Origin of the sequence: Streptomyces sp. NPDC059142 (genome assembly GCF_042755665.1) — a bacterium.
Classification (GTDB): domain Bacteria; phylum Actinomycetota; class Actinomycetes; order Streptomycetales; family Streptomycetaceae; genus Streptomyces.
Map to the genome: position 1 here is coordinate 37,039 of NZ_JBHZDA010000058.1, position 3,168 is coordinate 40,206.

A 3,168-nucleotide genomic window follows, 5' to 3' on the forward strand; every position below is an offset into this window, starting at 1 on the left:
GCGCCGCGGCGCGCGCCCGCCCCCGCGGGGGGGGGGGGGCGGGGGGGGCGCGGCGCGCCCCCCCCCCCGCGCGCCCCCCCCCCCCCCCCCCTCGTAGGAGAGCGGGTGGTGCGGTGGCGTCAGCCGAGGAGTCCGCCGATGGGGTTACGGTTCCCGCCGCCCCCTGAGGAGCCGCCTGAGGAGCCGCCGGCGGGCGCGCCCCCGTCGCCGCCGCCTCCGCCGCTCCCGTCGCCCGTACCGCCCGTGGAGGACGGTCCCTGGCTGCTGGAGGGCGGCGGGGCCTGCTCGGCCGTCTGGGGCGGCTCCTGGACCGTGCCCTGGGTCTGGCTGGGCTGCTGCTGTTGGCTGCCGGTCGAGCCGGTCCCCGGCCCCGTACCGGCCCCGGTGCTCGCGCCGCCGCTCTCCGGTGTCGTACCGGCGCCCGGCTGCGACTGCGGCGCCGACGGGCTGCCCGAGCGGGTCGCCGAGGGCGCGGAGGACGTACCGCTGGTGGCGCCCCCGCTCTCCGGGGAGCCGGACGCGCCGCTCGTCGCGCCGCGCTGCCGCTGCGGCAGCGGCATACCCGGGAGCTGGTTGACCGGGTCGACGCCCGGCCCCGGCACCCGCACCAGGTCGGAGGAGCGCACGGCCCCGCCGAGCACCGAGCCGATCAGCAGCGTCAGCCCGATGACGACGCTCGCCACGATCGTGCCCCTGCGCAGCACGCGCCGTCGCAGGTCCCAGAGTTCGGAGCGCGGTCCGAGCGTGCGCCACGCCTCGCTCGCCAGCCGTCCGTCGACGGAGTAGACGGGCGCGCCGGCGATGATCAGCGGGGACCAGGCGGCCAGGTAGATGATGTCGGGCGCGTCGTACGCCGGTACGGTCCGCCAGCTCACCGTCAGCAGCAGGGCCGCCGACAGCAGCGTCCCGACGGAGGCGGCGACCCGCTGCCAGAGGCCGAGGACGGTCAGGACGCCGACCACGATCTGGAGGAAGGCGACGCTGAGCCCCGCGCCGACCGGGTGCGAGAGCGCGAAGTCGCGCAGGGGCTCCGCCAGCGCCCACGGGTGCAGCGAGCTGAGCCACTTGACCATGGAGCCGCGCTCGCCGCCGTCGAAGTAGACGGGGTCGCAGAGCTTGCCCATGCCCGCGTAGATGGAGATGAAGCCGAGGAAGACGCGGAGCGGGAGCAGCACCACGCCGAGGTTCATCCGGCGGCCGGGGTAGTAGGCGTGCCGGACGGAGTCGTTGCCGTGGCGCTGGAGGCGCGGGCGCTCGTCGGGGTCGTATCCGAGGTCGTCGTCGAAGTCGGTGCCGGTGTCGGTGCCGTCCGTGCCCCGGCCGCCGTACGCGCCGGTCGCCTGCTCGGGCAGGTCGTACGCGCCGACCGCCTGGCGCATGGGCGGCAGCAGCGGTGTGGCCTCCGTACGGGGGCCGCCGACGACGGGCGTCGGCATCGTCGTCTCGGTGTCGGCGCCGAGGCCGGGCCGGGGGATGACCTGCGTGGCGCCGGCTTCGTACCGTCCCGCGGGGCCGCGGGCCCCGCCCGCCGGTACCGGGGCGGAGTTCCGTACGGCCTGGAGGAGCCCGGTGGCCCCGGGGTCGCCCGGCGCCGACTTCCCGCTCCAGACGACGGGCGCCCGCCTCCGTGGTGCCCTGCCGCCGGCGGCGACCGCCGCGCCGCTCAGGGCGGGGATGCGCAGGGGGCTGGGGCGCTGAGGCGTTGCGAGCTTCACCCGGAAGCTGGCGTGGTTCACGATGACCTGCGCGGGATCGCAGTCCACCTTGAGCATGCTCAGCGGGGGCTGATCGTCGAACCCGGGCCGGGGCGTTCTGGTGTCCACACTCATCTAACCGAGTGACTTGTGTTTAGGACACTGCCTTGACGCGCCTATGTGTCCGAGACCCGTCAAGATCATCAAGCAGGGCCGTTCGGGGGACGGTACGGGGGCGCGCGGAGGGGCCGCACCGGGGTGGGACGGGGAGAGCACGAGGAGGGTGCGCGGACGCTCCGTACCCGCCCCCGTGCCCTCCCGTGCCCCGTACCGTCACGCGTCTCAGGCGCGGTGCCGCGACGCCTCGTACAGCACCACACCCGCCGCGACACCGGCGTTCAGCGACTCCGCGCCGCCCGGCATCGGGATCCGTACGCGGATGTCGCACGTCTCCCCCACCAGCCGCGAGAGGCCCTTGCCCTCGCTGCCGATCACGATCACGACCGGGCCGCCGAGCGCCGCGAGGTCGCCGACCTCCGCCTCGCCGTCCGCCGCGAGACCGACGACCGTGAGACCGGCCTTCTGGTACGCCTCCAGCGTGCGGGTGAGGTTGGTGCAGCGGGCGACCGGCGTACGGGCCGCCGTACCCGCCGAGGACTTCCAGGCACCGGCGGTCATCCCGGCGGCGCGCCGCTCCGGTACGACGACGCCGTGGCCGCCGAAGGCGGAGACGGAGCGGACGACGGCGCCGAGGTTGCGCGGGTCCGTCACCCCGTCGAGCGCGACGATCAGCGGGTCCTCGCCCTCGTCGAAGGCGGCGGACGACAGGTCCTCCGGGTGCGCGTACTCGTACGGCGGGACCTGGAGGACGAGCCCCTGGTGGTTGAGGCCGTTCGTCATCCGGTCCAGCTCGGGCTTGGGGGCCTCCATGAGGTGGATGCCGCCGCGGTCCGCCGCGAGCTGGAGCGCCTCGCGGACGCGCTCGTCGTTGTCGATGAACTGCTGCACGTAGAGCATCGAGGCGGGCACGCCGTCGCGCAGCGCCTCGAAGACCGGGTTACGGCCGACGACCATCTCGCTGGTGCCCTTGCCGCCGCGCCGGGCGACCTGACGGCGGGCCGTCTGCTTGGCCTTGGCGTTGGCGACGCGGTTCTGGACATGGCCCTTGCGCGCGGACGCGGGCGGCGTCGGGCCCTTCCCTTCCAGGCCGCGGCGTCGCTTGCCACCGCTGCCGACCTGCGCGCCCTTCTTGTTGGACGTACGGCGGTTCCTGCGCTGGCTGTTCCCGGCCATGACCTACCTGTTTCATTGCTTTCGTTACGCGGCTACGCGGCGCTTCGGTCGCGCGGCGTTCATACGTTTTATGTCAGGGTACGTAAGTGTGCCGCCCGGACCACCGGGCGGGGCACGAGACCAAGTGGGCGCGGGGCGCCGGGGCACCCGCGCGCCGGGGGGCGCACCGCGCTGTCCAGAG

2 protein-coding genes are annotated in these 3,168 nt (G+C 75.2%); both read right to left on the reverse strand.

All coding sequences use genetic code 11. The features are described 5' to 3' along the window. Positions 1-119: 119 nt before the first annotated feature. Complete coding sequence (locus ACFXPK_RS21060) at positions 120-1,829, reverse strand: DoxX family protein (protein WP_385077537.1); 1,710 nt, start codon at positions 1,827-1,829, stop codon at positions 120-122. 207 nt (positions 1,830-2,036) lie between these two features. After that, positions 2,037-2,987, reverse strand: coding sequence for a 23S rRNA (guanosine(2251)-2'-O)-methyltransferase RlmB (rlmB, locus tag ACFXPK_RS21065; protein ID WP_385077540.1), 951 nt, complete (start codon positions 2,985-2,987; stop codon positions 2,037-2,039). Positions 2,988-3,168: the final 181 nt, after the last annotated feature.

Coding starts and splice junctions, on each gene's coding strand:
- ACFXPK_RS21060 (WP_385077537.1), bottom strand. CDS start 1,829: ATGAGTGTGGACACCAGAACGCCCCGGCCCGGGTTCGACGATCAGCCC.
- rlmB (WP_385077540.1), bottom strand. CDS start 2,987: ATGGCCGGGAACAGCCAGCGCAGGAACCGCCGTACGTCCAACAAGAAG.